Below are 21630 nucleotides of genomic sequence, written 5' to 3'. Positions count from 1 at the left end.
TGATGACCAGCGACGCCGAAATCCAGACCGCCCTGCCCGCTTTCGCTTCCGGCAATGTCGCCGTCATCACCGGCGGCGCCAGCGGCATCGGCCTTGCCGCCGCGAAACGGTTCGCGGCGATGGGCATGAAGACGGTGCTGGCCGACATAGGCGGCGTGCGGCTCGACCAGGCCAGGCAAGCGGTCGCCGCGATCGCCGGCGACGATGCCGTGCTTCCGGTTCCCACCGACGTCTCCAAGGCCGAAGAGGTCGATCGGCTGGCGGACCTCGCTTACGGCACCTTCGGCGCGGTATCGGTGCTGATGAACAATGCCGGCGTCGGCAACAATCCGGGCAAGCCCTGGGAGAACCGCGATGCCTGGAAGCGGCTGCTGGACATCAATTTCTGGGGCGTCGTGCACGGCACCGAGGCCTTCGCGCCGCGCATGCTCGCCGCCGGGAAGCCGGGCCTGATCATCAACACGGGCTCCAAGCAGGGCATCACCACGCCGCCCGGCAACCTCGCCTACAACGTCTCCAAGGCCGGCGTGAAGACGTTCACCGAAGGGCTCGCGCATGCGCTGCGCAACGAGCCCGGAGCGAAGGTTTCGGCGCATCTGCTGATCCCCGGCTTCACCTATACCGGCCTGACCGAGGGCGCGACGCAAAAGCCTGCCGGCGCCTGGACCGGCGAGCAGGTGATAGACTTCATGCTGGCATCACTCATCGATGGCGATTTCTACATCCTTTGCCCCGACAACGAGGTGGCGCGGCCGACGGATGAAAAACGCATGGCCTGGGCGATCGGCGACATCATCGAGAACCGCCCTGCCCTGTCGCGCTGGCATCCCGATCACAAGGACGCCTTCGCCGCCTTCATGAACCGCTGACGCGACTCAAGCGGCGGCTTTCTTCTTGGCGCCGGTCTTGCCCGAGACGGCCTTCTTGGCCGTTTCCGCGATCTTGCGGTCGTGCCGCTTCGCAGCCGCCTCGCATTTGGCGCGGATCTCCTCGACCTCGGATTCCGTCAGGTGCTCGATGCCGATGAAATGATTGTGGGCGCGGCTGACCCTGATCAGTTCGTCGAGCTTGGCCTGGATCGCCGCGCCGTCGCGATTCTGAGTGTTCTGGATCAGGAACACCATCAGGAAGGTGACGATGGTGGTGCCAGTATTGATGACCAGCTGCCAGGTGTCGGAAAACCCGAAGATCGGGCCGCTTGCCGCCCATATGACCACGATCAGCAGGCAGAGGGCGAAGGTCCACGGCAGGCCGGCCAGATGCGCCACCCGGTTGGCCATCCAGGTAAAAGCCTTCTCGATCATGCAAAATTCCTCGAAAACCGTTGACGCGCAGGCATTTGCGAAGAAACAAGCAGCAGCCGCCTCGGGTTCCAAAGGGTCGAATTTTCGTGACGGGACGGGCTGCAATCAGGCACACGCCAGAAGCGCAGGCGCGTGAAAAAACACCTTATCGGTTTGCTTGCGATAGTGGCGGTGCAGGCAAGAGAGCCTGTTCCTTCCGCTTCACTGCGGTTTACCTCCAGCCCCTTCCGCTGCGCCACCCCCGCATGACGGAAGGGGCAACCGCCTCTGAGAGAAGCCTAACACCCAGACCGCGTCGTCTGCCTGCTGACGGCGTTCTTTGTGTATCAGTGCGTATTGTCTTCCCAGCAATCGAGAAAGGCCTCGATCGGCATGGCCTGCATGTCGGGAATTGCGCTCGCCAGTTTCTCCGGCGCCCAGTCCCACCAGGCCAGGGCATCGATACGCGCCGCAATTGCCGCTGAGAAACGTTCGCGCAACGGCTTCGCCGGAACGCCGGCGACGATCGTATAGGCCGCGACGTCATGCGTCACCACAGCATTGGCGCCGATGACGGCGCCGTTGCCGATCGCGACGCCCGGCATGACGACCGCGCCATGGCCGATCCAGACATCGTGGCCGATGCTGACGGACTTCGCCTGACGCCGCGCGCGAAAAGCCGTGTCAACACCCAGCCAGCGGAAATACTCGTTCGGCCGGTAGCTGATCTTGTGCTGCGTCAGCCGCTCGATCGGATGCTCGAGCGCGTTGATGCGGCTGTTGGCGGCGATCGAGCAGAACTTGCCGATGGTCGTGTAAATCGCCTCGGAATGGCGCTCGAAATAGGAGAAGTCGCCGACGCTCACCTCGCGCAGGATCACCCGCTCGCCGATCGAGGCATAGCGGCCGAGTTTGCATGCCTTCAGCTCCGCGGTCGGATGGATGCGCGGCCCGGGATCTTTCAGGACAAGGTTTTCAGAATGGTCCATGCTCGGGCTTTACGCCCGAGCGATTGCCCCCGCAAGCGGGACAGATAATGGGCTCGAGCCTATTGCGGCTTGCCCTTGGTCCACACCACGTTCTGGCCGTAAAGCGGCACGGTCGTGACCGACATCTTGGCCGAGCCGTTCTGGACCTGGCGCGAATGCGACAGATAGATCAGCGTCTCGTTCTTCTTGTCGTAGATGCGGTTCACCACCTGCTTCTTCCAGATCAGGCTGAGGCCCTGCTTGAACACCTCCTCGCCGCCTTCGCCCATGTCGATGTCGCCGATGGTGATCGGCCCGGTCTGGCGGCAGGAGATCGAGGAATCGGACGGATCCTCGAACCAGTTGCCCTTGTGCAGCCGGTCGATGATGCTGCGGTCGAAATAGGCGACATGGCAGGTGACGCCGTCGACCTTCGGGTCCTTGATCGCATCGATCATGATGTCGTTGCCGACCCAGTCGACACCCACTTTGCCCACCTCGTCGGCCATCGCCGCGCCGGCGCTGAGGACAAGACATGCGGCGAACAAGCCGATCAGTTTTCGCAAAGGTTGCCTCCTGGTTTGGCGTTTGCCGATGTCAGGTGGGACAGGATCGTGGCGTTTGCAAGCCGCCCGACACGGGTTTGTGTTCCCGCCCGCATCTCTGCTTGCGGCAACGCGACATCTTTGCGTGCCCGACGCCGACCCGTTAAGACTGTCGCCAAACTTGCCCCAAGGCAATCACGACGGACATTAACTGATGATGCGTTCAATCCTGGTCGGCATTCTCGTCCTGATGGCGGCGGGTATCGGCTGGCTGACATTCGACTGGTACCGCGGCCATTATGGCGGCGAGCCCTTCGGCGCGCCCTTCACGCTGGTCGACCAGAAAGGCGCGCCGATCACCGAAGCCGCCTTCAGGGGCCACCCGAGCGTCGTCTTCTTCGGCTTCACCCATTGCCCGGAGGTCTGCCCGACGACCCTGTTCGAGCTGGCCGGCTGGCTGAAGACGATGGGCGACAGCGGCAAGAACCTCAACGCCTATTTCGTCACCGTCGACCCGGAGCGCGACACACCGGAGACGATGAATACCTATGTCAGCAACTTCTCCGACCGCATCACCGGCATCACCGGCGATCCGGACAAGGTGCACGCCATGGCCAAGGCCTTCGGCATCTACTGGAAGAAGGTCGACACCGGCGACGGCGACTACACGATGGACCATACGGCCTCGGTGCTGCTGCTCAACGCCCAGGGCGATTTCGCCGGCACCATCGCCTATGGCGAAAGCGCCGACACCGCCGTCGCCAAGCTGAAGCGGCTGGCGGCTGGTGGGCAAAGCTGATGGGCCAGACCAGGCTCCACCTCACCGCCAACAAGATTGAGGCCGACCGCATCTTCGCGGCGCTGGACGCCGCCTTCGAGGACGACGGCCTGCCGATCGCCGTGCTGGAGCTCGACGAGGAAAAAGACATCCATGAGGTGTCGCTCTATGCCGACGGCGACATCGATCCCGTCGAGGCGCGGGTCAGGGATATCCTCGCCGGTCTCGGCCTGCCGAAGCCCGTCGAACGCGAGACCCTCCCCGACATCGACTGGGTGTCGCGCTCGCTGGAAGGATTGAAGCCGGTCCGCGCGGGCCGCTTCCTTGTCCACGGCTCACACGACCGGGCCAAGCGCCACGCCGGTGATCTCGCTATCGAGATCGAGGCAGGCCTTGCCTTCGGCACAGGCCACCACGGCACCACCGCCGGCTGCCTCGAAATGCTGGAGCAGGTGGTGGTGCGCGAACGGCCGCGCAACGCGCTCGACCTCGGCACGGGAAGCGCGGTGCTTGCCATCGCGCTCGCCAAGCTCTCGCATATCCCGGTGCTGGCGACCGACATCGATCCGGTCGCCGTCCGCGTCGCCGCCGCCAACGCCCGCCTCAACCATGTCAGGGCGCTGGTCGAGACGGTGACGGCGCCGGGCTTCCACAACCCGATCTTCGCCAGGCGCGCGCCTTTCGACCTGATCGTCGCCAACATCCTCGCCCGGCCGCTGATGCGGCTCGCGCCCGAAATGGCCCGGCATATCGGGCTCGGCGGCTCGCTGGTCCTTTCCGGCATCCTCGACCGGCAGCGCGACGCGGTGGTCTCCGCCTATGTCGGCCAAGCCTTCCGCCATGTGCGTACCTTGCATCGCGAGGGCTGGGTGACCATCCACCTCAAGCGCTGAAGGGCTTACTCACACATAAAGCGAGTTTGCCGCCTTCTTCAGCTCTTCGCGATCGTAGCCATTGGCGATCAGCGTTTCATCGTCGAGACAAAGCAGCGCACCGTTGACGTAGCGGCTCGCCTCGCGCCGGCGAGCCTCGATCAGAGCGCTCATGGCGTTTCTGAAAAATCCGCGTCTGGCTGGAAGCGTGGACATGACAGTCTCCTTTGCAGGACAACAGGATTCATTCCTCCACATCCGGGAAACTAAGCTCTGCCGACCTGTTTGGAAATCAACGATTCTGCATGGCGTCCATGCGCAAAGACAGGGGGCGCGCGCCTGGCTTGCACGTCAACCCTTCAGCATATCTGGATCATATGGCGCCTGGTGACAGATCCGTTTCAATTGGCGCACGAAATGCTCTAGGTTCGCGACAAGCATCCGAGGAGAGGCCACGATGTTCCAGACCTTTGATTCCGCCGGCGATCCGGCCGTCGGCAAGCCGCGCGTGGCGTTGCTGCGGCAATGGCTGGCCGACAATGGCTTGGATGGCTTCATCGTTCCCCGCGCGGATGAACACCAGGGCGAATATGTCGCCGACCGCTCGGCGCGGCTGAAATGGCTGACCGGCTTTTCCGGTTCGGCCGGCGTCGCGATCGTGCTGCGCGACCGCGCCTTCATCTTCGTCGACGGCCGCTACACGCTGCAGGTGCGAAACGAAGTTGATCTCGGCATCTTCACCGTCGAAAGCCTCATCGACAATCCGCCGTCCAGCTGGATCAAGGACAATCTCGGCAAGGGCGCAAGGCTCGGCTTCGACCCCTGGCTGCATACGATCGGCGAGGTCAAGGCGCTGAAGGCGTCGGCCGAGCAATCCGGCGCGACCTTGGTGCCGCTCGACAGGAACCCCATCGACATCATCTGGAAAGACCAGCCCGAGCCGCCGCGGGCGCCGGTGGACTTGCAAGAGCTCAATTTTGCCGGCGAGCTCGCCAAGGACAAGCTTGTGCGGCTGGCAAGCGCCATCCAGAAGGACGGCGCCACCCATGCGGTGCTGACCGACCCCTCTTCCATCGCCTGGAGCTTCAACATCCGTGGCGGCGACGTGCCGCACACGCCCCTTGCGCTCGGCTTTGCCATCCTCGCCGCCGACGGCAAGCATCAGCTGTTCATGGACCAGCGCAAATTCCCGCGCCAGGTCGCGGCCTATCTCACCCAGCTTGCCGATCTGCATGATCCGGGCGAGTTCGAGGCGGCGATCGCCGATCTGGCAAAGGGTGGAGCCAAAATCGCGCTCGATCCGGTGCTGGCGGCGGACAAGCTGAGAATGCTGACCGAGGACAATGGCGGTACGGTCGTGCTGGCCGCCGATCCGGCCCGCATCCCGCGTGCGACGAAAAACCAGGCCGAGATTGCCGGCAGCCGGGCCGCGCATCGCCGCGACGGCGCGGCTGTCGCCAAGCTGCTGTGCTGGCTCGACCGCCAGAAACCTGGCTCGCTGGACGAAATCGCCGTCGTCACCAAGCTGGAGGAAGTGCGCCGCCAGACCGGCGAGGAAACGCAGATGCCGCTGCGCGACGTCTCCTTCGACACGATTTCCGGCGCCGGCCCGAACGGCGCCATCATGCACTACCGCGTCTCGCGCGCCACCAGCCGCAAACTGGAAAGCAGCGAGCTGTTCCTGCTCGATTCCGGCGGCCAGTATCAGGACGGCACCACCGACATCACCCGCACCGTTCCGATCGGTGAGCCGACGCAGGAGATGCGCGAGCGCTTCACCCTTGTGCTGAAGGGCATGATCGGCATCTCGACGCTGCGTTTCCCCGCCGGCACGCGCGGCTCGGAGATCGACGCGGTTGCCCGCATGGCGCTGTGGAAGCATGGCTGCGACTTCGCCCATGGCACCGGCCACGGCGTCGGCTCCTACCTTGCCGTGCATGAAGGCCCGCAGCGCATCGCCCGCACCGGCACCGAAAAGCTGCTTGCCGGCATGATGCTGTCCAACGAGCCGGGCTACTACAAGGAAGGCGCCTACGGCATCCGCATCGAGAACCTGATCCTGGTCACGCCGGCGGAGCCGATCGAAGGCGGCGACATCGCCATGCATGGCTTCGAGACGCTGACATTGGCGCCGATCGACAAGCGCCTCATCCGCACCGATCTTCTGACGCGCGATGAGTTGCACTGGCTCGACCAGTATCATGCATGGGTGCTGGCCGAGATCGGCCCGATGGTGGACGGCGAAACGCTGGCCTGGCTGGAGAAGGCCACCGCACCGCTACCGCATGACGCGAAGATCTGAGATTAGCTTCTTTCTCCCCGTTCTACGGGGAGAAATGCCCGGCAGGGCAATGAGGGGCAGCGCCGCCATTGAAGATGAAGCGCTAACCCACAAACTGCCGCGCCAGGATCAGCACCGCCGCGCCTGCCAAAAACATCGGCATCAACCCGCCGCGCAGCGACACCAAAGCGGTGACGATCAGCGCCGCCCATTCGGCGGGCCCGGCGCCAAGCACTGCCGGCGCGACCAGCGTCGTCAGCACGGCGGCCGGCACGGCGTTCAGCCCCGCCTCGACGCGCGGATGGATATTCTCGAAGCGCGAGATGACGAGGTGGCCGCCGACCCGGGTCAGATAGGTGGCGATCGCTCCGGCAAGGATGATCCAGAAGGTCGTGCTCACGGCCGCTCCCCTATTCCGCTGTGATGCGGCGGCAGGATCACCGCCAGCAGCACGCCGGCGACTGCGCCGATCGAGACATGCCAGGGCGAGCCGACCGTCTTGTAGGCGATGATCGACGCGGCCGCGCTTGCTGCGACGACGGGTAGCCAGAGCGGCCGCTTGCGGAAACCGAGGACGAGGCCGAGGAAATAGATCGGCAGCAGGAAATCGACGCCCAGCGCGTGGGTATCCGGAATGAGCTTGCCGAACACCGCACCCAACCCGCTTTCGATGACCCAGAACACATAGACCGGCAGGCCAAGTCCAAGATACCAGACGAACCCGACCGGCTTGCCCGACACGGCCCTCGCCTCCGCCACGGCAAACTGCGGGTCGGTCAGGATGAAGTAGCCCAGCGCCTGCTGCAGCAGGGGCCAATGCGCGATGCGCCGGCCGATGCCGGCCGAATAGAGCACGTGGCGAAAATTCACCGCGAAGATGGAAAGCACGATCAGCCATGGCGCGACATGCTGGCCGAACAATTCGATGCCGACCATCTGGCTGGCGCCGCCATAAATCATCGCACTCATCAGGAAGGCCTCAAGCACCGAGAAACCGCTGTCGACGGCGATCGCGCCGAACAGGATCGCGAACGGCGCAGAAGCGACGACGACCGGCATCGACAATCGCACGCCGTCCCAGAAATCGCCGCCGGTTCTGCTCTGAGAGATTGCTTCCGCCGTCATCAACCGCTCCCAATGCATGTCGTTCAGAAGTGCGCAGCGGTTCTGGGACAACGACATAGGTCAAAACAAGAACTTGAAGCGCGTCGCCCGAATCCGTTCCAGCGCGGCGCGCTTCAAGTGGGGCCTGATGTAGGGAGCGTCGCCGTCAATGTCACACCAATTAGCTTGACCCGACGATCAGCGGAACTGATCGCCCCCGCGCCGTGGCCAATGACAAACAGGCAAGCGTTCGAAAGCCTGCCCAAGGGTGTGACCGAATGATGGATTTTCCACCCGCCCCTATTGTCGAGCGATCAAACCAAGTGCCAAGATCGGGACAAAAGAGGGGTAATGAATGGTCGTCTTTGATTTCACCGGCAGGCATGCGGTCGTCACCGGAGCGGGCGGTGGCATGGGCGAAGCGATCGCGCTGGGGCTGCTCGATGCAGGCGCCTCCGTCACCGCCATAGACATCAAGCCGCGCCCGGCATCGCTTGCCTCCTATGACGACGGGCTGACCTTCGCCCAAGGCGATTTGACCGATGCCGCCTTTGTAGAGCGGACCATCGGCGCCGCCGGCCGCGAACGCGGCGGCATCGACTATCTCGCCAATGTCGCCGGCGTTCTGTGGTTCGGTCGCGACAAGTCTGCGCTCGAGATGGATCTCGACGTCTGGGACCAGGTCTTCAATATCAATTTGAAATCCTTCGTGCACACCGCAAGGGCGGTCGTTCCCCATATGCGCGCCGGCGGGCGCGGCGGCGCCATGGTGCATTTCTCGACCATCCTATGGTACCGCGGCGATCCGAAACCGCAGGACGCGTATCAGGCATCGAAGGCAGGCGTCTGCGCGCTGTCCAAATCGCTGGCCATGCAGCTTGCCGGCGACGGCATCCGCTCCAACGCCATCTGCCCCGGCATGGCGCTCACGCCGCTGCAGGCGCGTTGGGACACCGAGGAGAAGCGCGCCGCCGTGGCGAACTACACACCGCTCGGCCGCATCGGCACGCCGCAGGACATGGCCAATGCGGCGCTCTTCCTGCTGTCGGACGCCGCGAGCTACATCACCGGCATCGAGCTTCCGGTCGACGGCGGCCTTTTGATGCGGATGTGAGCTTCTGGCCTCGCCTGCCTCGGGCCAATGCTACCCGAGGTTAGGCCGCCACAGCCGTCCCCTGGATCGCCCTGCCCCAGTCGAGCAGCGGCTTGGCGCCAAGCGTGAAGTCGACGAGATCGTCGACCAGCGCCGGCGAATGGATCGTCGCCGGATCGATGTCGTGCCGGACCACGAAATGCCGGCTCCGCACCGCTTGGGCGAGATCCTCGTCGCCGACGTCCTCGAAACCGCGCGGCGCCCGCTTCAGGCGATCTTCAGCATCGAGTTCCAGGCCAGCTTTCCTGAGCGACGAGACCATGGCGCGGAACGCGGCCGGCTTGGTGACGATCGCCTTGCGCATCGCCTGCAGCAGTTCGGGCGCCGGCTGCCACCAGGCGACGCCGGCGAAGCAGCGCTCAAGCCCGATATGCACGTAGAAGACGCCCTGCTCCATCTTGGTGCCGTCCGGCGACAGGATGGCCGACAGATGCCGGTTGTAGGGCCGCTTGTCCTTGGAGAAGCGCACGTCGCGATTGATGCGGAACAGCGACCTCTTGCGGTCGCCGCGCAAGCCGAGCTTGGCCGCTTCGAAGCGCGTGGTGAGCGCCTCGACCAGATTGCAGAACGGCCCGTGCAATTCGCTTTCGTAAAGGTCGCGGTTCTCCTGGAACCACTCCCGGCTCTGGTGGAAATCGAGAGCCTTCAGGAATGGGATGGCCTTCTGCCCAAACCCCTTGAACGCGCCCGTCATCAGCCAGCCCTGCCGATGCGCTGCAGCCAGGTATCCTCGTCGATCACCTCGATCCCGAGATCGCTCGCGACTTTCAGCTTCGAGCCCGCGCCTGGACCCGCCACCACCAGGTCGGTCTTGGCCGAAACCGAGCCCGCCACCTTGGCGCCGAGCCGCTCGGCCATCGCCTTGGCTTCCGAGCGCGTCATCTTTTCAAGCGAGCCGGTGAACACCACCGTCTTCCCGGAGACTTCGCTGCCGGCCGAGATTTCCATGACATAGGGTTTCGGGTGGACCTGCGCGAGCAACGCATCCAGCACGTCGTCATTGCGCTCATTGCCGAAGAAATCGCGCAGCGCATTGATCACCGTGTCGCCGATGCCGTTGATCGACGGGAAGACGGTATGCGGATCCTCCGCCTTTGCCGTCTCCTTGCCCACGCGGATCAGTTCCTCGATGGTCGAGAACTGACGGGCAAGCACGGCCGCCGTCGTTTCGCCGATATGACGGATGCCGAGCGCGAAGATGAAGCGGTCGAGTTCCGGCTCGCGCCGCGCGTCGATTGCCGCGAACAGCTTGTCGAGGCCCTCATAGTTGCGCTCCTCGATGCTGCGCACATTCTTGCGCGTCTTGCCTGACGCTTCCTCGCGCAGCCGCGCCTGCTCCTCGCGCCGCTCGGCCAGCGCCTTGGTGACGGCCGGGCGGCGATCCTTCAGCGTGAAGATATCGGCGGCGGTCTTCACCAGCCCCGCATTGAAGAAGAGGTCGATATTTTCCGCGCCCAGCCCCTCGATATCCATCGCGCCACGCGACACGAAATGGCGCAGCCTTTCCACGGCCTGGGCAGCGCAGATCAGCTCCCCGGTGCAGCGTCGGCGCGAATCCTCCTTGCCCGTCTTCTCGTTGATCTCGCGCGTTGCCGGCGAGCCGCAGACCGGGCAGGTATGCGGGAATTCGTAAGGCACGGCATTGGCCGGGCGCTTGCCGATAACGACGCTGACGATCTGCGGAATGACATCCCCTGCCCGCTGTATGACCACCGTGTCGCCGATGCGCACGTCGATGCCGTCGCGGATTGGCTGGCCGTTGCTGTCGAAGCCTTTGATATAGTCCTCGTTGTGCAGCGTGACGTTCTCCACCACCACGCCGCCGACCGTCACCGGCGCCAGCCGCGCCACCGGCGCCAGCGTGCCGGTGCGGCCGACCTGGATGTCGATCTTCTCGACCGTGGTCATCGCCTGCTCGGCTGGGAATTTGTGAGCGACGGCCCAGCGCGGCTCGCCGGTGACAAAACCCCAGCGGCGCTGCAGCTCGAGCTGGTCGACCTTGTAGACCACGCCGTCAATGTCGTAGCCCAGCGACGAGCGCAATTCCTCGATATGATGGTACTGCGCGATGAGCTCGTCGATCGACTTCGCCCGGACCATCAGCGGGCTGACCTTGAATCCCCACTCCTTGAACTTCTGCACGGAATCGTACTGCGTCGGAGCCGGATCGGCGGTGGCGTAGCCCCAGGCATAGGCGAAGAATTTGAGGTTGCGGCTGGCGGTGACCGACGGATCCTTCTGGCGCAGAGACCCGGCCGCCGTGTTGCGCGGATTGACGTAATCCTGACCGCCTGTAGCCGCCGAGCGCTGCTTCAGCGCCTCGAATTCGGCATAGGTCATATAGACCTCGCCGCGGATTTCGATGACCTCCGGCCAGCCCGAGCCCTGCAGCTTCTTCGGGATGTCGGCAATGGTCTTCAGATTGGCGGTGATGTCCTCGCCGACCGCGCCGTCGCCGCGCGTCGCGCCCTGCACGAACACGCCGTTCTCATAGCGCAGCGAGGCCGACAGCCCGTCGATCTTCGGTTCGGCGGTGAAGGCGATGTCGAGGTCCTTGTCGCGGTCGAAGAAGCGCCTTCCGCGTTCGATGAAATCGGCAACATCCTGGTCGGTATAGGCCTTGGCGAGGCTGAGCATCGGCACCGCGTGGCGGACCTTGGCAAAGCCCTCCGCCGGCGGCGCGCCGACCCGGCGCGATGGCGAATCATCACGCACGAGATCGGGGAAACGCTCCTCGATGGCGAGGTTGCGTCTTGCCAGCGCGTCATATTCGGCATCCGAGATCGTCGGCGCGTCCTCGGTGTGATAGCGCCGGTCGTGCTCGGCGATCTCCGCCGCGAGCCGCTTCAGCTCCTGCTCGGCCTCGCTTTCGCTCAGCGATTCGACTGGTTTTTCCGACATGGAACGCGGTCCTCGAACAATGCATGTCGCCCAAAAGTGTCGTGCGGTTTTGGGATAACGACATGCATAAAACAACAACCGCCGAGCGCGGCGCGCTTGGCGGCGGGCCACTATAAATCAGGATTCGCCGGCATGAAGTCGGCTTGCGCAAAAATCATTCCTGAACAGCGAGATGCAGCCATCTGCTGACTCAACCTGCAGGCTCGGAGAACCAAGCCCAAGGATGTGTTGAGATTCAGGTCAGGCCGAGTCGAGAAGGGTGGTTTCCGAGAACCGGAGCGGAGCGTACTTGGAGTACGTGAGCACCGGAAGCGCAGAAAACCACCGTTCGCAGACCGGCCTCACCTGAATATCAGCACATTCTAAGCGGCGGCCGTATTCTCGCGCAGCAACCTCTCCGCAGCGGCGCGGGCTTCATCGGTAATGACGGCGCCGGCCAGCATGCGCGCGATCTCCTCCTGGCGCGCGGCTCGGTCCATTTCGGCGATGCCGGTGGCGACGCGGTCCTTGCCGCCGGATTTGGATATCAGGAAATGCGTGGCCGCCCGCGCGGCCACCTGCGGCGCATGCGTGACCGAAAGCACCTGCACGCGCTTCGACAGCCGCGCCAGCCGCTGGCCGATGGCGTCGGCCACAGCGCCGCCGACGCCGGTGTCGATTTCGTCAAACACGAGCGTCGGCGCCGACCCGCGATCGGCCAGCGCCACCTTCAGCGCCAAAAGAAACCGCGAGAGCTCGCCGCCCGAGGCGACCTTCATCATCGGTCCCGGCCTGGTGCCGGGATTGGTCCTCACCCAGAATTCGACCTGGTCGATGCCTTCTTCCATACGGCTTTCGGCATCGCTTCCCATCTCGACGATGAATTCGGCCCGTTCGAGCTTCAGCGCCGGCAGTTCCGCCATGACCGCCTTGGTCAGGCCCGACGCCGCCGCCTGGCGCAGCGAGGAAAGCTGCGCCGCGGAAATATCGTAGGCCTCGCGCCCCGCGGCGGCCTGCTTTTCCAGCGCATGCAGCCGCTCCTCGCCGGCATCGAGGTCGGCAAGGTCGGCCACCATCGTGTCGCGCAGTTGCGCCAGATCGTCCACCGCGACATTGTGCTTGCGTGAAGCGGCACGCAGCGCAAACAGGCGCTCCTCCGCCTTCTCCAGGCGTTGCGGATCATATTCGGTGGCGCGAAGCGCGGCTTCCACGCCGGACTGCGCCGCATCGAGCGAGATCATCGCCTCGTCCAGCGATTTCACCACATCGTCGAGCAGGCCCGCCGCCTCGCCCGACTTGCGCTGCAGCCGGCGCAGCAGGCTGGCAAGCTGCGGCAGCGGCGAGGACGGCCCCGACAGCACATCCTGCGCGTCATGGATCTCGGCGGCGATCTTCTCGACGCGCATCATCTGCGCGCGCAGTTCGGCAAGCTCCGTCTCCTCGCCCGGCTGCGGGTCGAGCTTGGCAAGCTCGGCGACGGAAGCGCGCAGATAATCGGCCTCGCGCGCCGCCGCCTCGACCTTGGCGCGATGCCGGGAAAGCTCCTGCTCGCAGTTTCGCCAGTAGCGCCAGGCTTCGCCCGTGCCGCGCACGGCGCCCAGATGGCCGCCGAAACTGTCCAGCAATTCGCGATGCGCGCCGGGATCGACCAGTGCGCGCTCGTCATGCTGGCCATGAATCTCGACCAACGCGCGGCCGACATCACGCATCAGCGTGACGCTGGAGGGCTGGTCGTTGACAAAGACGCGGGTGCGGCCGTCGGCCGTCTGCACGCGGCGCAGGATGACGTCGCCATCGTCCTCGATGTCGTTTTCGGCAAGCAGCGCACGGGCCGGATGGTTGCGCGGCACGTCGAACACCGCGATGACCTGGCCCTGCGCCGCGCCATGGCGCACGAGCGAGGCGTCGCCGCGCGCGCCGAGCGCCAGCGACAAGGCATCGAGCAGGATGGATTTGCCGGCGCCGGTTTCGCCGGTCAGCACCGAAAGCCCGGGCAGGAAGTCGATGTCCAGCTTCTCGATCAGGACGATATCGCGGATCGACAGTCTGGACAGCATCGCAAGCTTCAGGCGCCGGTGATCATCTTCCCAGCCTTGGAGATCCACGATCCGGCATTCTCGCGCGGCTCAAGCCCGTTGCTCTGCAGGAGCTTGTAGGAATCCTTGTACCACTGGCTGTCCGGATAGTTGGTGCCGAGCACCGCCGCGGCCGTCTGCGCTTCCGAGGTCAGGCCCATGGCATAATAGGACTCGGTCAGGCGCGCGAGCGCCTCCTCGACATGGCGGGTGTTGGAATAGGTTTCGACCACAGTGCGGAAACGCTTCACGGCGGCGATGTATTCGCGGCGCTCGAGATAATAGCGGCCGACCTGCATCTCCTTGCCGGCAAGCTGATCGTTGGCGAAGCGGATCTTGTCCTTGGCGTCGGCGACATATTCGGAATTCGGCCAGCGCGTCACCAGATCCTGCATGGTCTGGATGGTCTGGCGCGCTTCCTTCTGGTCTTGGGTGACGTCCTTGATCTGCCGGTAGTAGCTCAAGCCGATGATGTACTGCGCGTAAGCCGCGTCGTCGGTCGACGGATAAAGCGTCAGATAGCGCTTCGCGGTGCCGATCGCCTCGTCATAATTGCCGGCGCGATAGTCGGCGAAAGCCCCCATCACCATCGATTTGCGGGCGAATTCCGAATAGGGATGCTGGCGGTCGACGGCGTCGAACTTCTTGCTCGCCTCGTCGAGACGGCCGGCATTCATATTGGCCAGGCCCTGGTTGTAGAGGACGTCTGCCGGCTCGGTCTGATCGACATAGGTCGCCAGGTTGACGTCCTTCTCGGAGGACATGCAGGCCGACAGAACGAGCGCGGGAGCAACCACCGACAACGCCAGCAAAACATCCCGACGCGGCGTTACCGATTGACCAACTCGCGAAAAAAACATGTTTGGATTCCGCCCCTTCGGCGTCGTTTCGGTCCGGGCCGAAGCCATAGACCATTATCCCCTTGCCCGGCAACGCTATGTCCGGCCAATCGCACATTTTTGTGGCGGCCCGGCGCTGCGCCCGAGCTTGTGCAATTTCAGCGACTCGTGATGCAATCGTGCAACACAAGCCTGACTACAACGCCAGAAAACGGTTAAAAATCAGATCACCCAGGGTGCGTAGACCGGCCGGCTGACGGCAATCATCTCCGCGACGCGGCCACGCTCGCGGCGCCGGGTCTCGACAATCTCGAAGCCCGTGTGGTCGGAAAGCAGCCGGCGCAACGCGGACGCGTTCATCCGGTGACCGCCGCGATAGGAGCGGAAACAGCCGATGAAACGCGCGCCGGCCAGCGCCAGATCGCCCATGGCATCAAGGGTCTTGTGGCGGGCGAACTCATTGGGATAGCGCAGCCCGCCGACATTGATGACGCGGTTGTCGTCGCCGATGACCAGCGAGTTTTCCAGCGACGAGCCGAGCGCGTAGCCGGCGGCCCAAAGCCTCTCGACATCCTTCATGAAGCCGAAGGTCCGCGCCCGCGCGATATCGCGGCGGAAGATGTCGGGGTTGATGTCGGAGGCGAATTGCTGCCGGCCGATCGCCGGGCTTTCGAAATCGATCTCGACCTCGAACCGCGTGCCGTCATAGGGGCGGAATTCCGCCCAGGACGCGCCGGCTTCCACGCGCACCGGCTTGATGACGCGGATATAGCGGCGCTTCACGGTCAAGGTCTCGATGCCGGCCTGGTCGAAGGCTTCGATGAACGCCATGGCGCTGCCATCGAGTATCGGAACTTCCGAGCCGTCGATCTCGATGATGAGATTGTCGATGCCGAGGCCGAACACCGTGGCCATCAGATGCTCGACGGTGCCGATATGCGCGCCGGTCGGATCGCCGAGCATGGTGCAAAGATCGGTAGCGCCGACTTCCGCGACCAGGGCGCGGAGCTCACGGGTTTCGCCGCCGTTCGAAAGATGGAAGACGATACCCGTGTCGGCGTCGGCCGGCAGGAAATGAACGGTGACGGTCTTGCCGCTGTGGACGCCGATGCCAGCCAGCGTCGCGCGCGATTTCACTGTCGTCTGATAGTCGTGCAAGAGTAACCCCATACGCCCAAAATGCCTGCGTCCGCTCCATCGGCCTTGGGTATCTTGCAGCCAGGTGATCGCCCGGCGCTCGCATGGAATGCGGCAAAATAAGCAAGAGCATGCGGCTCTGTGTGATCGGCAGGCAGGGCTACTCCCCGAATCCCGGCAAACCGACTTTAGTCAGTGGCGAAGATAATGGGCCGCCCTGGAGACTCCAAATCACGGTTTCTTACCCCGTGTAACCGCGGGATTGCGTCAGAAATAAATCATAAGCCGTTGTTTTTAATATATTTTACAAAAGCAACAGGCAGACGATTTCTCGTCTGCCTGTTAACAACCGTTATATATCGTTAACGATCGGCGGCAGGCTGTATCGAGATCAGCGACCCGCCAACGCTCAGTTGGCCTGACGGCGCAGGAAGGCTGGGATTTCCAGCTGGTCGTCTTCCTGGACCGTGCGGGCCTGCGGCGTCAGCCGGCCCTGGTCGTCGAGTTGGCCACGGCGCGGCGCGTAGAGCTGCGGGTCCTGGCTGGCAAGGCGGCGCATCTCGGGCGCTGCCTGGCGCAGCTTCGGTTCGCGCGGCTGCGCCGGCTGGAGCCGGGCCGGCTCTTCCTCGCGGCGGGTCAGGCCGTTGGTCAGCCGCTTGATCAGCCCCATCGGACCGCTGTTCTCATGGTCCGCCGGGCGGGTCTTGGCTTCGACCTCAGCCCTCACCACCGGCGGGAAATCCTCCACGCGTGGCATGCGCTGCGGAGCGGTGGCCACCGGCTGCGGCATCTCGCGCTGCGGCGCGGGCTGCTGCATGACCTGGGGCTGCATCACCGGCTGCGGTTGCGGCTGGGCCGGGGGAGCCTGGAAGATCTTGCTCTGCGGCCGGAAGTCGTCGACCGGCGCAGGGCGCGGCTGCGCCATGGCGGCTGCGTTTGCCTCGGCAAGCTGGATCGCCTCGGCGACCGGGTCGACCGCGCGCGACTCGTAGGCCTGCGGCTGAACCGGAGCGGGGCGAATTTCAGCGACCGGAGCCGCCGCCGGGCGGGCGGCCGGCTTCTGCGGCGCGCGGATCGAGATCGGCGCCGCGGCGATTTCGGCGGCCGACTTGTCGATGCCGGTGGCGACAACCGACACGCGGATCACGCCCTCCAGTTCCTCGTCGAAGGTGGCGCCCAGGATGATGTTGGCGTCCTGGTCGACCTCCTCGCGGATGCGGGTCGCGGCCTCGTCCACCTCGAACAGCGTGAGGTCGCGGCCGCCGGTGATCGAGATCAGCAGGCCCTTGGCGCCCTTCATCGAGGTCTCGTCGAGCAGCGGGTTGGCGATCGCGGCTTCCGCGGCGGCCATTGCGCGGCCCTCGCCCGAAGCCTCGCCGGTGCCCATCATCGCCTTGCCCATCTCGCGCATAACCGAGCGCACGTCGGCGAAGTCGAGATTGATCAGGCCTTCCTTGACCATCAGGTCGGTGATGCAGGCAACGCCCGAATAGAGCACCTGGTCGGCCATGGCGAAGGCATCGGCGAAGGTGGTCTTGTCATTGGCCAGCCGGAACAGATTCTGGTTGGGGATGACGATCAGAGTGTCGACGCATTTCTGCAGTTCCTCGATGCCCATGTCGGCCGTCTTCATGCGGCGCTGGCCCTCGAAGTGGAACGGCTTGGTGACGACGCCGACGGTGAGGATGCCCTTCTCGCGCGCCGCGCGGGCAACGACCGGAGCGGCGCCCGTGCCGGTGCCGCCACCCATGCCGGCGGTGACGAAGCACATATGGGTGTTGGACAGATGATCGATGATCTCGTCGATGCACTCTTCCGCCGCCGCGCGGCCGACTTCCGGCTGAGAGCCGGCGCCGAGGCCTTCGGTGACATGCGCGCCGAGCTGGATCAGCCGCTCGGCCTTCGACATGGTCAGCGCCTGGGCGTCCGTATTGGCCACCACGAACTCGACGCCGCGCAGCCCGGCTGTGATCATGTTGTTGACCGCATTGCCGCCGCCGCCGCCGACACCGAAGACGGTGATGCGTGGCTTAAGCTCGGTGATGTCCGGCTTTTGCAGATTGATGGTCATTGTCTCCGTCCTTTGCCTTTCCCGCCGCTTCGCCGCTGCGGCCGCCTATGGGGCTGTCCCCGTCAAATTAAAAACTGTCTCTCAACCACTGACTCATGCGATGCAGTCTTCCGCCCGTTCCGGTCATCCTGAAACCGGAAAGTCCTTTCGCCGAATGGCTCTCGAAGCTCGCCATCTGCGGATAGATCATCAATCCGACCGGGGTCGAGAACGCCGGTCCCTTGGCCGCCTCCGGCAGGCCCGCCACGCCGAGCGGACGGCCGATGCGCACATTGCGCCCGAGAATGCGGCGCGCCGCTTCCGGCAGGCCGGCGAGCTGGCTGGCGCCCCCGGTGAGCACGACGCGCTTGCCGACGGCATTGCCGTAGCCGGACTTGTTCAGCCGGTCGCGCAAAAGCTCGAGCGTCTCGTCGATGCGCGCACGGATGATGCGCGTCATCACCGAGCGCGGTATCTGCGACGGCACGTCGCCTTCCTCGCCGATCGGCTGGATCGAGACGAGGTCGCGGTCGTCGGCGCTCCCAGGCAGCGCCGAGCCATGCATCACCTTCAGCCGCTCCGCGGCATCGAGCGAAGTCGACAGCCCCTTGGCCATGTCGAGCGTCACATGGTTGCCGCCGATGGCAATGGCGTCGCCATGGATGAACTTGCCTTCCGAGAAGACCGAGATGGTCGTCGTGCCGCCGCCCATGTCGATGCAGGCGGCGCCCATTTCGAGTTCGTCGTCGACCAGCGAGGCAAGCCCGCTGGCATAAGGCGTCGCCACCATGCGCTCGACCGACAGATGCGAGCGGTTGATGCAAAGCTCGAGATTGCGCATCGGCGCCGCGTCGCCCGTCAGCACATGCATGTCGACGCCGAGCGCATCGCCCACCATGCCGCGCGGGTCGCGCATGCCGCGCTCGCCGTCGAGCGAGAAGCCGACGGGCAGCGAATGGATCACCTCGCGCTCGGCCCTGAGCGCCTGCTTGGCGCCGGCGGCGAGCACGCGCTTGATATCGACTTCCTCGACCTGATGACCACCGAGATTGATGGTCGCCGAAAAGGCTTCGCTCTTCAGGCGGCCCGCCGTCATGTTGACGATGAGGGAATCGACCGTGAGCCCGGCCATACGCTCGGCCGCGTCGACGGCAAGCCGGATGGCATGCTCGGCGCGATCAAGATCCACCACGACGCCGGACTTCACGCCCTGCGATTTCTGGTGGCCGATGCCGATCACCTGGATGCGGTGGGAACGTCCGCGCAGCAGCTTACCGTCTTCGTTCGGCTTAAGCTTCGCCACCACGCAGCAAACCTTGCTGGAGCCGACATCGAGCACCGTGAGCGTGCCCGACCGGCGCGAAGATTGATCACCACCGCCGCCAAGCCAACTCATATCTTCGTCCCCGCCTTGCGCTTGGCCAGGTTCTTCGGCTTGTCGCTGAGCGCGGCCTCGCGCTGCGTCGCGGCTTCCGGCGAAAGCTCCACGACCAGCCGGTCGGGGAGCCGCATGTCGACAGCAGCGATGTCGCGCGTCAAAAGTCCGTTGTCATGATCGATCTTGACGAGCTCGGCGATTGCCTGGTCCTCGTCGTCTTCCGGCAGCTTGATCGTGATGCCGTTCTCGAGCCTCAGATCCCAGCGCCGTTCGCCGACCCGGATGTAGCCTTTGACCCGCGCCGAGAGCTCGGGATAGCGCTCGATCTTGGCGAGGAAGGCCGGCGCCATCGCCGGCGCGCCGGTGCCGATGATCAGCGGCAGCTGTGCCTGCTTGCCGCCCGAGAACGGCGCGATCACTTCGCCCGACTTTTCGATGACCGAGACCGAAGCGCCCTGCTGCCAAAGCGCGAAGGGCTCGCGCTCCTCGATGCGCACTTCCAGCGTATGAGGGTAGATCTTGCGCACCGCCGCGCCCTCGACCCAGGGCAAGGTCGCGATGCGCTCGCGCGCGGCCTCGGCATCGAAGCCGATCAGTGACGTCCAGCCGTCGAGGCCGAGCCGGTCGAGCACGTCAATTTCGGACGTCTGACGGTTGCCGACCACCTTGATCTGGTCGACGGCAAAGCCGGTGCGGGCCGTGATGCCCTGCACCACGCTGTCGGAGTAGCCGCCAAGAAAAGCGCCATAGGCGCTGCTCGACGCGATGAGCGCGGCGGAAAGGATTGCCGCCGAAAAGCGCGGCGCCTCGTACTCGCCGCCGCACAGGCGCGCCAGCACACGCACCGGCCGGCGAAGCTGACGCGGCAAGACGAAACGGTCGAACGACAGCGGCACGCCGAACAGCGCGGGACCAGCCGCGTTGCCGCCATTACCCTGTCCCCACCTCAACGCAGACACGAAGCGTCCTCCACCATCCAACTCAACAAATCGCCGAACGAGTGTCCCGCTTGCGCGGCGATTTCGGGCACCAGAGACGTCGGCGTCATGCCCGGCTGAGTGTTGACCTCGAGCCAGACAACCTCGCCGTTTTCGGAGTGACGGTCGTCGTAACGGAAGTCCGATCGGGAGACGCCCCGGCAACCAATGGCAAGATGAGCCTTGAGGGCCAGTGTCTGTATTTTTTGGTAAATATTCGGTGAAATTTTAGCAGGGATTTCGTGTTTTGATCCGCCGGGCACGTATTTTGAATCGTAGTCGTAGAAGGAATGCCCGGTCGGAATGATCTCGCAGACGCCGAGCGCCACATCGCCCATCACCGCGCAGGTCAATTCGCGCCCATGGATGTAGCGCTCGACCATCACGGTCTCGCCATATTGCCACTCGGTTGAGCCGATCACCTGCGGCGGATGCGACTGCCCTTCATGCACGATCACGACGCCGAAGCTCGACCCCTCATTGACCGGCTTGACCACATAAGGCGGCTTCATCGGATGCTTATTCTGAACAGCGAAGCGGTTGACCACCTTTGACTCCGCGACCGGAATGCCGGAAGCCTTGGCAATCTTCTTGGCCTGCTCCTTGTTCATGGCCAGCGCCGAAGCGAGCACGCCCGAATGGGTGTAGGGAATTGCGAGATATTCGAGAATTCCCTGGATGGTGCCATCCTCGCCGAACGGACCGTGCAGCGCATTGAAGGCAACGTCAGGTTTGAGCTCGGCAAGCACAGACCCGACATCGCGCGAAACGTCGACGCGGGTGACCTGATAGCCTTCAGTCTCGAGCGCATCCGCACACGCCTTCCCCGAGGACAGAGACACGGGCCGTTCCGAGGAAAATCCCCCCAGGAGAACAGCCACATGCTTCTTCTTCATTCCCGTCACCCCTCTCACGCCGGGCCTGCAACCGATATTCCCGCACCGCATCCCTACGCATTGAGTCCGAGTCTTCCGGCAGGTTGCCCCCCAGACGGAAAACGCGGCTGAACGCGTCGAACGACTCAAATCAGGAAACGCTTCAGGGCAGAGAATCAGAGAGTTGATTCGCTGGCAAGTGCCTATGATTCCGAGAGATTCACTTTCCGCGAAAACAGTCGAGAAAAGTGTGTTGTTGAGTCTTCGCAGCAACGGTTGACGCCGCCGCAAGGCGCGGATGTTCAAGTGTTACTTGAACTTAACGAGGCCGCTGAGGTGTGTTGAGATTCAGGTCAGGCCGAGTCGAAACGGTGGCATCCGAGAACCGGAGCGGAGCGTACTAAAGTAAGTGAGCACCGGAAGCGCAGGAAGCCG

General features: G+C 64.3%; 20 protein-coding genes. 5 read left to right on the top strand and 15 right to left on the bottom strand.

Going from position 1 to position 21630, the window contains the following annotated elements; all coding sequences use genetic code 11:
- Positions 1 to 2 precede the first annotated feature (2 nt).
- Positions 3 to 869: an SDR family NAD(P)-dependent oxidoreductase gene (locus tag EN862_RS05985; RefSeq protein WP_127863999.1), complete on the top strand. Its 867-nt coding sequence runs from the start codon at positions 3 to 5 to the stop codon at positions 867 to 869.
- 6 nt (positions 870 to 875) lie between these two features.
- On the opposite strand, the gene EN862_RS05980 is transcribed toward EN862_RS05985, so the two are convergent.
- From EN862_RS05980 to EN862_RS05970, 3 genes are all read right to left on the bottom strand, one after another.
- Positions 876 to 1304: a low affinity iron permease family protein gene (locus EN862_RS05980; protein ID WP_189400925.1), complete on the bottom strand. Its 429-nt coding sequence runs from the start codon at positions 1302 to 1304 to the stop codon at positions 876 to 878.
- Between the two features lie 326 nt (positions 1305 to 1630).
- The gene (locus EN862_RS05975) at positions 1631 to 2272 is read right to left on the bottom strand and encodes a DapH/DapD/GlmU-related protein (protein WP_127863247.1); all 642 of its coding nucleotides are present in this window, start codon (positions 2270 to 2272) and stop codon (positions 1631 to 1633) included.
- Positions 2273 to 2331: 59 nt separating this feature from the next.
- On the bottom strand, positions 2332 to 2760 hold the full coding sequence (locus EN862_RS05970) for a CreA family protein (protein WP_112100036.1): 429 nt from the start codon (positions 2758 to 2760) through the stop codon (positions 2332 to 2334).
- A 250-nt stretch (positions 2761 to 3010) separates the two neighbouring features.
- Between EN862_RS05970 and EN862_RS05965 the strand changes: the two genes are divergently transcribed.
- Positions 3011 to 3595: an SCO family protein gene (locus EN862_RS05965; protein ID WP_127863246.1), complete on the top strand. Its 585-nt coding sequence runs from the start codon at positions 3011 to 3013 to the stop codon at positions 3593 to 3595.
- Positions 3595 to 4467, top strand: coding sequence for a 50S ribosomal protein L11 methyltransferase (locus tag EN862_RS05960; RefSeq protein ID WP_127863245.1), 873 nt, complete (start codon positions 3595 to 3597; stop codon positions 4465 to 4467). Before EN862_RS05965 ends, EN862_RS05960 begins: the two co-directional genes overlap by 1 nt.
- Positions 4468 to 4476: 9 nt before the next feature.
- Here EN862_RS05960 and EN862_RS36045 read toward each other — a convergent pair whose 3' ends face one another.
- Entirely contained in the window at positions 4477 to 4662 is a 186-nt protein-coding gene (locus EN862_RS36045; RefSeq protein WP_127876788.1) for a hypothetical protein, read from the bottom strand.
- A 241-nt stretch (positions 4663 to 4903) separates the two neighbouring features.
- Here EN862_RS36045 and EN862_RS05955 point away from each other — a divergent pair, with 241 nt between their 5' ends.
- Positions 4904 to 6748 carry an aminopeptidase P family protein gene (locus EN862_RS05955; RefSeq protein WP_127863244.1) on the top strand — a complete coding sequence of 615 codons (1845 nt, stop codon included), beginning with the start codon at positions 4904 to 4906 and terminating at the stop codon, positions 6746 to 6748.
- A gap of 82 nt (positions 6749 to 6830) precedes the next feature.
- Here the strand turns inward: EN862_RS05955 and EN862_RS05950 are convergent, their stop codons facing one another.
- Both EN862_RS05950 and EN862_RS05945 read right to left on the bottom strand, forming a co-directional pair.
- A complete protein-coding gene (locus EN862_RS05950) occupies positions 6831 to 7127 on the bottom strand; it encodes an AzlD family protein (protein WP_127863243.1) in 297 nt (98 codons plus the stop codon).
- Complete coding sequence (locus EN862_RS05945) at positions 7124 to 7852, bottom strand: AzlC family ABC transporter permease (protein WP_127863242.1); 729 nt, start codon at positions 7850 to 7852, stop codon at positions 7124 to 7126. Before EN862_RS05945 ends, EN862_RS05950 begins: the two co-directional genes overlap by 4 nt.
- Positions 7853 to 8186: 334 nt before the next feature.
- Here EN862_RS05945 and EN862_RS05940 point away from each other — a divergent pair, with 334 nt between their 5' ends.
- Entirely contained in the window at positions 8187 to 8945 is a 759-nt protein-coding gene (locus EN862_RS05940) for an SDR family oxidoreductase (RefSeq protein ID WP_127863241.1), read from the top strand.
- A 40-nt stretch (positions 8946 to 8985) separates the two neighbouring features.
- On the opposite strand, the gene EN862_RS05935 is transcribed toward EN862_RS05940, so the two are convergent.
- The 9 genes from EN862_RS05935 to EN862_RS05895 form a co-directional block, all read right to left on the bottom strand.
- The gene (locus EN862_RS05935; RefSeq protein ID WP_127863240.1) at positions 8986 to 9678 is read right to left on the bottom strand and encodes a TIGR02453 family protein; all 693 of its coding nucleotides are present in this window, start codon (positions 9676 to 9678) and stop codon (positions 8986 to 8988) included.
- The gene (gene ligA, locus EN862_RS05930; RefSeq protein ID WP_127863239.1) at positions 9678 to 11885 is read right to left on the bottom strand and encodes an NAD-dependent DNA ligase LigA; all 2208 of its coding nucleotides are present in this window, start codon (positions 11883 to 11885) and stop codon (positions 9678 to 9680) included. The genes EN862_RS05935 and ligA overlap by 1 nt, the downstream gene beginning before the upstream one ends.
- A gap of 362 nt (positions 11886 to 12247) precedes the next feature.
- Positions 12248 to 13921 carry a DNA repair protein RecN gene (gene recN, locus EN862_RS05925; RefSeq protein ID WP_127863238.1) on the bottom strand — a complete coding sequence of 558 codons (1674 nt, stop codon included), beginning with the start codon at positions 13919 to 13921 and terminating at the stop codon, positions 12248 to 12250.
- Positions 13922 to 13929: 8 nt separating this feature from the next.
- Positions 13930 to 14799 (bottom strand): outer membrane protein assembly factor BamD, encoded by an 870-nt coding sequence (locus EN862_RS05920; RefSeq protein ID WP_127863237.1) that lies wholly within the window; start codon positions 14797 to 14799, stop codon positions 13930 to 13932.
- A 201-nt stretch (positions 14800 to 15000) separates the two neighbouring features.
- Positions 15001 to 15948 carry a UDP-3-O-acyl-N-acetylglucosamine deacetylase gene (gene lpxC, locus EN862_RS05915; protein ID WP_127863236.1) on the bottom strand — a complete coding sequence of 316 codons (948 nt, stop codon included), beginning with the start codon at positions 15946 to 15948 and terminating at the stop codon, positions 15001 to 15003.
- 376 nt (positions 15949 to 16324) lie between these two features.
- A complete protein-coding gene (gene ftsZ, locus EN862_RS05910; RefSeq protein WP_127863235.1) occupies positions 16325 to 17986 on the bottom strand; it encodes a cell division protein FtsZ in 1662 nt (553 codons plus the stop codon).
- 67 nt (positions 17987 to 18053) lie between these two features.
- Positions 18054 to 19361, bottom strand: coding sequence for a cell division protein FtsA (ftsA, locus tag EN862_RS05905; RefSeq protein WP_112127201.1), 1308 nt, complete (start codon positions 19359 to 19361; stop codon positions 18054 to 18056).
- Entirely contained in the window at positions 19358 to 20302 is a 945-nt protein-coding gene (locus EN862_RS05900) for a cell division protein FtsQ/DivIB (protein WP_127863234.1), read from the bottom strand. Before EN862_RS05900 ends, ftsA begins: the two co-directional genes overlap by 4 nt.
- Positions 20290 to 21216: a D-alanine--D-alanine ligase gene (locus EN862_RS05895; RefSeq protein WP_127863233.1), complete on the bottom strand. Its 927-nt coding sequence runs from the start codon at positions 21214 to 21216 to the stop codon at positions 20290 to 20292. The genes EN862_RS05900 and EN862_RS05895 overlap by 13 nt, the downstream gene beginning before the upstream one ends.
- Positions 21217 to 21630 lie beyond the last annotated feature (414 nt).

Origin of the sequence: Mesorhizobium sp. M2E.F.Ca.ET.219.01.1.1 (assembly GCF_004016445.2) — a bacterium.
Taxonomy (GTDB): domain Bacteria; phylum Pseudomonadota; class Alphaproteobacteria; order Rhizobiales; family Rhizobiaceae; genus Mesorhizobium.
Note: the sequence above shows the minus strand (reverse complement) of the source record. Positions and strands in the feature narration are given on the sequence as shown.

Excerpts from the sequence above, each read along its gene's own strand:
- EN862_RS05985 (WP_127863999.1), top strand. The coding sequence starts at position 3 with ATGACCAGCGACGCCGAAATCCAGACCGCCCTGCCCGCTTTCGCTTCC.
- EN862_RS05980 (WP_189400925.1), bottom strand. The coding sequence starts at position 1,304 with ATGATCGAGAAGGCTTTTACCTGGATGGCCAACCGGGTGGCGCATCTG.
- EN862_RS05975 (WP_127863247.1), bottom strand. The coding sequence starts at position 2,272 with ATGGACCATTCTGAAAACCTTGTCCTGAAAGATCCCGGGCCGCGCATC.
- EN862_RS05970 (WP_112100036.1), bottom strand. The coding sequence starts at position 2,760 with ATGGCCGACGAGGTGGGCAAAGTGGGTGTCGACTGGGTCGGCAACGAC.
- EN862_RS05965 (WP_127863246.1), top strand. The coding sequence starts at position 3,011 with ATGATGCGTTCAATCCTGGTCGGCATTCTCGTCCTGATGGCGGCGGGT.
- EN862_RS05960 (WP_127863245.1), top strand. The coding sequence starts at position 3,595 with ATGGGCCAGACCAGGCTCCACCTCACCGCCAACAAGATTGAGGCCGAC.
- EN862_RS36045 (WP_127876788.1), bottom strand. The coding sequence starts at position 4,662 with ATGTCCACGCTTCCAGCCAGACGCGGATTTTTCAGAAACGCCATGAGC.
- EN862_RS05955 (WP_127863244.1), top strand. The coding sequence starts at position 4,904 with ATGTTCCAGACCTTTGATTCCGCCGGCGATCCGGCCGTCGGCAAGCCG.
- EN862_RS05945 (WP_127863242.1), bottom strand. The coding sequence starts at position 7,852 with ATGACGGCGGAAGCAATCTCTCAGAGCAGAACCGGCGGCGATTTCTGG.
- EN862_RS05940 (WP_127863241.1), top strand. The coding sequence starts at position 8,187 with ATGGTCGTCTTTGATTTCACCGGCAGGCATGCGGTCGTCACCGGAGCG.
- EN862_RS05935 (WP_127863240.1), bottom strand. The coding sequence starts at position 9,678 with ATGACGGGCGCGTTCAAGGGGTTTGGGCAGAAGGCCATCCCATTCCTG.
- ligA (WP_127863239.1), bottom strand. The coding sequence starts at position 11,885 with ATGTCGGAAAAACCAGTCGAATCGCTGAGCGAAAGCGAGGCCGAGCAG.
- recN (WP_127863238.1), bottom strand. The coding sequence starts at position 13,921 with ATGCTGTCCAGACTGTCGATCCGCGATATCGTCCTGATCGAGAAGCTG.
- EN862_RS05920 (WP_127863237.1), bottom strand. The coding sequence starts at position 14,799 with ATGTTTTTTTCGCGAGTTGGTCAATCGGTAACGCCGCGTCGGGATGTT.
- lpxC (WP_127863236.1), bottom strand. The coding sequence starts at position 15,948 with ATGGGGTTACTCTTGCACGACTATCAGACGACAGTGAAATCGCGCGCG.
- ftsZ (WP_127863235.1), bottom strand. The coding sequence starts at position 17,986 with ATGACCATCAATCTGCAAAAGCCGGACATCACCGAGCTTAAGCCACGC.
- ftsA (WP_112127201.1), bottom strand. The coding sequence starts at position 19,361 with ATGAGTTGGCTTGGCGGCGGTGGTGATCAATCTTCGCGCCGGTCGGGC.
- EN862_RS05895 (WP_127863233.1), bottom strand. The coding sequence starts at position 21,216 with ATGAAGAAGAAGCATGTGGCTGTTCTCCTGGGGGGATTTTCCTCGGAA.